Genomic DNA, 4,051 nt, shown 5'->3' with positions numbered 1-4,051 from the left:
CTTATGAAAGACAGGACCTTTGTTTCCGCTTCTCTTTTTGTCATTCATCACCTTTATGAAGGACAGGGCCTTTGTTTCCGCTTCTCCTTTTGTCTTTCATCGACCTTATGAAAGACAGGACCTTTGCTTCCTCTTCTCCTTTTGTCTTTCATCGCTCTTATGAAAGACAGGGCCTTTGCTTTCGCTTCTCTTTTTGTCTTTCATCACCCTTATGAAAGACAGGACCTTTGTTTCCGCTTCTCCTTTTGTCTTTCATCGACCTTATGAAAGACAGGACCTTTGTTTCCGCTTCTCTTTTTGTCATTCATCACCTTTATGAAGGACAGGGCCTTTGTTTCCGCTTCTCCTTTTGTCTTTCATCGACCTTATGAAAGACAGGGGCTTTGCTTTCTCTTCTATTTTTGTCTTTCATCGCCCTTATGAAAGACAGGCCTTCCACAGCTTGCTGTTTTTTGTCTTTCATCCCCTTCATGAATGGTTAGTCCTCCTCTAAAACCACCTGCGCGACGGCATAATCACGGCTGTGGGTGATTGACAGGTGCGCCTTTCCTGTCGGCTTTAAAAAAAAGGGTTTGCCGAGCATGTCTGAGGCAATCTCAATATCTAAAAAAGATAACTCCTTACCAATTCCGGAGCCGACCGCTTTTGAATAGGCCTCTTTCGCAGCAAAACGTCCTGCTAAAAATTCAACCTTTCTTCGATCAGATAACGTTTCAAATCTATCTTTTTCAGCAGGAGTCAGCACACGATCAGCAAATTTCGTTTGTCTGTCAATCAATTCCTGAACCCTGGAAAGTTCAATAATATCAATCCCAATTCCTTTTATCATCAACGATCTTCCTTCTATTTTATTTTTCGGTAGCATAATAGTGTACAAGAAAACGTATGCGCCTCGTTCAGTGGCTAAAGCTATAAGAAAAGGAGGAGAAAGGCTAATTTTTCCTTCTTTACTGATCGTCTCTAGACCCGGGAGCCATAGTTGCAGCAACTGGATAAATGATGAAGTCGAATACTTTTTACTTTATTAAATCAAAATTTTGTCTATGATGGTACTAAGAGGTGGTTTAGTTAATGTTTACCCGAACTGAAAGCTTTCGCGAATTTCTTCGGCTATATCCGATTGTTTCAATGATAGTTGCCTTACATTTAATTTTATATCTTTTCACTATTTTACCTATTTTCCCTAATTACTGGTTCTTCGAAAACCTTTCCGGAGTCAATTTATATATCATGGAAGGGGAATTTTGGAGATTGATTACGCCAATATTTATGCATAGTGGTTTTTCGCATATGCTGTTTAACAGCTTTTCCCTCATCCTATTTGGCCCGGCACTTGAAAGAATGCTAGGGAGAACACGGTTCCTGATTGTCTACCTTCTTAGCGGCTTTATCGCCAATATTGCCACTCTGTTACTTGAACCCTTATCCTATACGCATGTTGGTTCGAGCGGCGCCATCTTTGGACTATTTGGCTACTATATCGCCATCATCATTTTTCGGAAGCATATGCTATCTAAAGAAAATTCTCAGATCATCCTTACCTTGTGTGTTATCAGTTTGATTATGACATTTTTGGAACCTAACATAAATATTACAGCACATTTATTTGGATTGCTTGGTGGGTTCTTACTTGGAGCCATTCCTTATTATAATAAAAGAGATTTATCCGATTTTATCGAGGGAACAGCAAGCTGGGCTGGCAACCAAAAGAAGCGTCTATCCTTCCAGTCACCTCTCAAACTCATCATTTGGACCCTCCTTATTATCGTAGTTATTATTGGCATTTTTGCCCAAAGATAAAACAGGGATTGCTACCCCGTGGAGCCATCCCTGTTTTTCTTATTTCTTGAATACCATTTCCAAATTGCCTCTAAATCGTCCCTATCCATATCTACCACAGTTCCCATTGAAAGACCCATGCCCGATTTCACAAATGTCTCAATTGTTCCGAGATCTTTTTTTCGCTGAAAATAACTCTCCTTTATTTTCATGCTTTGGATTTTATCCTTTTTCATAAAAATCGTTTTTCTTATACCAGCGCCATATCTGAAACTGAGTTGTCTCTCCTCCATTTGCCAACCGGATGCTTTGTATTTCAAGAAAGCCCAATATGAAAGCAAAGCTAACAGAAGAAGAAACAAAAGTCCCCATTTTTTCAAAAAAATGATGGCTAAAATAACAACTGGAACCCCGATGTACCAACTACGGATGATATACCGCAGCATCGCCCGTTTTGGAACAGGTTTGAAAGAGTTTGTAAAATGAAATTCAGGTAAATAGACTCCTAAAATGCTCCGAACCTCCTTTACCCTTACGATGGGAAGAAGCGTGACATTTGCGCCTTCCTTGTTGGTAACAGAGCCGCCGGCACTCTCAATGAAAATTGTACCGTATCCGAGGACTCGGCGTACCGGGTTCTCTATGATCCGAATGGCTTGAATCCGATTTATCGGTATGGTGATCCGCCTTTTTTCAAGCAGGCCTTGAGAAATAATTAATTCCTTGCCCGATTTAATGACGGTAAAGTTGGCGTATTTCAGCATGGTCATAATCAAGGAAATGATCCATGCTATGAAAAAGCCAATAAATACTAAGATGGCAATCGAAATAATATTATGAACAGCCCATCTTTCCAAATTGCCAAATAATCGTTTATAGGGAATAAAATCATCCAATTGGGAAAACAGTGCAAACACTGCCGAAATCACTACACCTACACCACCAGAGGTCAACGATAGAATAAACAATTGCTGCATAGAAATTTCATAAATAGGCTGATGTTCCTTTGATGTGTTCGCTGTATGTATTCCGCCATTTTTCACAGCTGTAACATAATTTTGAATAGATTGAGCCTCTTCTTTTGAGATGGCTGAGAGGACAGCCTCAGCTTCCTCATCCCCTCCTCCTCCTGCGGTTTCTATTTTCACCTTAACGAGCCCGAATATTTGCTGCAAAATCCCCTCGGTAAAATCAATGCTTTGGATCCGCTCAAACGGAATATACCGTTTTTTTCTGATAAAGATTCCATATTCAATTCTTAGTTCATCCTGTTCAAAACGATATGTATAGCGCAGCCATGACCAGATTCCGCTTATTAGCGTAATCAATACAGCAGCTGCGGAAATCCCTAATACAATCAATAAATCCTTTCTACCACCTGAAAAAAGAATCGCGATTCCCGGCAGTATCAAATTTCTCATTCTTTTTCCAGCATGAATGACACTAGCGATCGGATGGAGACGTTTTGCTTCAGACATCTTCTTCCGCCACCTTTGTCAAATTTGATATGTACAAACGCAGCTCCTCTGCTTCCTCCATCTCCAACGCAGGTATTTCGTGCGCTGTTGCAGCCGTATGGATTATAACCGAGGCCAGCTGATATTTTCTCAGTAAGGGCCCCTGAACCGTGTCAACATGTTGAACACGAATCATTGGAACTAACGTCCGGCGAAGGACAAAAATCCCTTCTTGAAGCTCCACTTCCTCTTCTCGCACATCATAGCGCCATTGCTTCCAGCGCAAGGTTGGAAAGAGGAAAATATGCAGGATCGTAAATATAATTCCTAATGCAATCATGATGATCGATATCCAGTTTGGCCAATCGAACAGATGGACCAGAAAAAGCACAGTAGCTACAATTGACCATTCAATAGCTGATTTTATAACCCCTGATATTCTCCAAACTGTTAAGGCCTTAGCTGAAATTTTTTTGCTTGGCTCTCTATTCACTCAATCTCCTCCCTTATCTAAATTTTCCCAATATAACTTAGTATACAAATTGTTGTTGAGGAACGCACGTTAAAAAGTAAAATCTATAAGCAGTTTCTGTGTGTAAAATCGGTTGGATAAATAATTTTTGGATGTAAAATGCGAGACAAGAACGGTGTCCCCCAACTTCGGACAACATGATTGCTTTTTCCACTTCTGCTGTCTGAAGACTTCTTAACTTTGGACATCACGAACGATTTTTCACCTTCCCCTGTCTGAAGATCCTCTGATTTCGGACATCACGAACGATTTTTCACCTTCCCCTGTCTGAAGATCCTCTGAC

5 protein-coding genes are annotated in these 4,051 nt (G+C 40.5%); 1 reads left to right on the top strand and 4 read right to left on the bottom strand.

Annotated features, from left to right (window positions below; all coding sequences use genetic code 11):
• Positions 1-313 precede the first annotated feature (313 nt).
• Both ACI3K6_RS21285 and acpS read right to left on the bottom strand, forming a co-directional pair.
• The gene (locus tag ACI3K6_RS21285) at positions 314-472 is read right to left on the bottom strand and encodes a hypothetical protein (RefSeq protein WP_435556420.1); all 159 of its coding nucleotides are present in this window, start codon (positions 470-472) and stop codon (positions 314-316) included.
• A 6-nt stretch (positions 473-478) separates the two neighbouring features.
• Complete coding sequence (acpS, locus tag ACI3K6_RS21280; protein ID WP_335481993.1) at positions 479-829, bottom strand: holo-ACP synthase; 351 nt, start codon at positions 827-829, stop codon at positions 479-481.
• Positions 830-1,071: 242 nt separating this feature from the next.
• On the opposite strand from acpS, the gene ACI3K6_RS21275 reads away from it, so the two are divergent.
• The gene (locus ACI3K6_RS21275) at positions 1,072-1,800 is read left to right on the top strand and encodes a rhomboid family intramembrane serine protease (RefSeq protein WP_335481991.1); all 729 of its coding nucleotides are present in this window, start codon (positions 1,072-1,074) and stop codon (positions 1,798-1,800) included.
• Positions 1,801-1,811: 11 nt separating this feature from the next.
• Here the strand turns inward: ACI3K6_RS21275 and ACI3K6_RS21270 are convergent, their stop codons facing one another.
• Positions 1,812-3,257 carry a PH domain-containing protein gene (locus tag ACI3K6_RS21270; RefSeq protein ID WP_435556419.1) on the bottom strand — a complete coding sequence of 482 codons (1,446 nt, stop codon included), beginning with the start codon at positions 3,255-3,257 and terminating at the stop codon, positions 1,812-1,814.
• Positions 3,250-3,729, bottom strand: coding sequence for a PH domain-containing protein (locus ACI3K6_RS21265; protein WP_335481987.1), 480 nt, complete (start codon positions 3,727-3,729; stop codon positions 3,250-3,252). Before ACI3K6_RS21265 ends, ACI3K6_RS21270 begins: the two co-directional genes overlap by 8 nt.
• Between the last annotated feature and the right edge of the window lie 322 nt (positions 3,730-4,051).

Origin of the sequence: Neobacillus solisequens (genome assembly GCF_051233465.1) — a bacterium.
Lineage (GTDB): Bacteria > Bacillota > Bacilli > Bacillales > Cytobacillaceae > Neobacillus.
The sequence above is the reverse complement of the archived record's forward strand: the minus strand, read 5'-3'. Positions and strand labels throughout refer to the sequence as shown.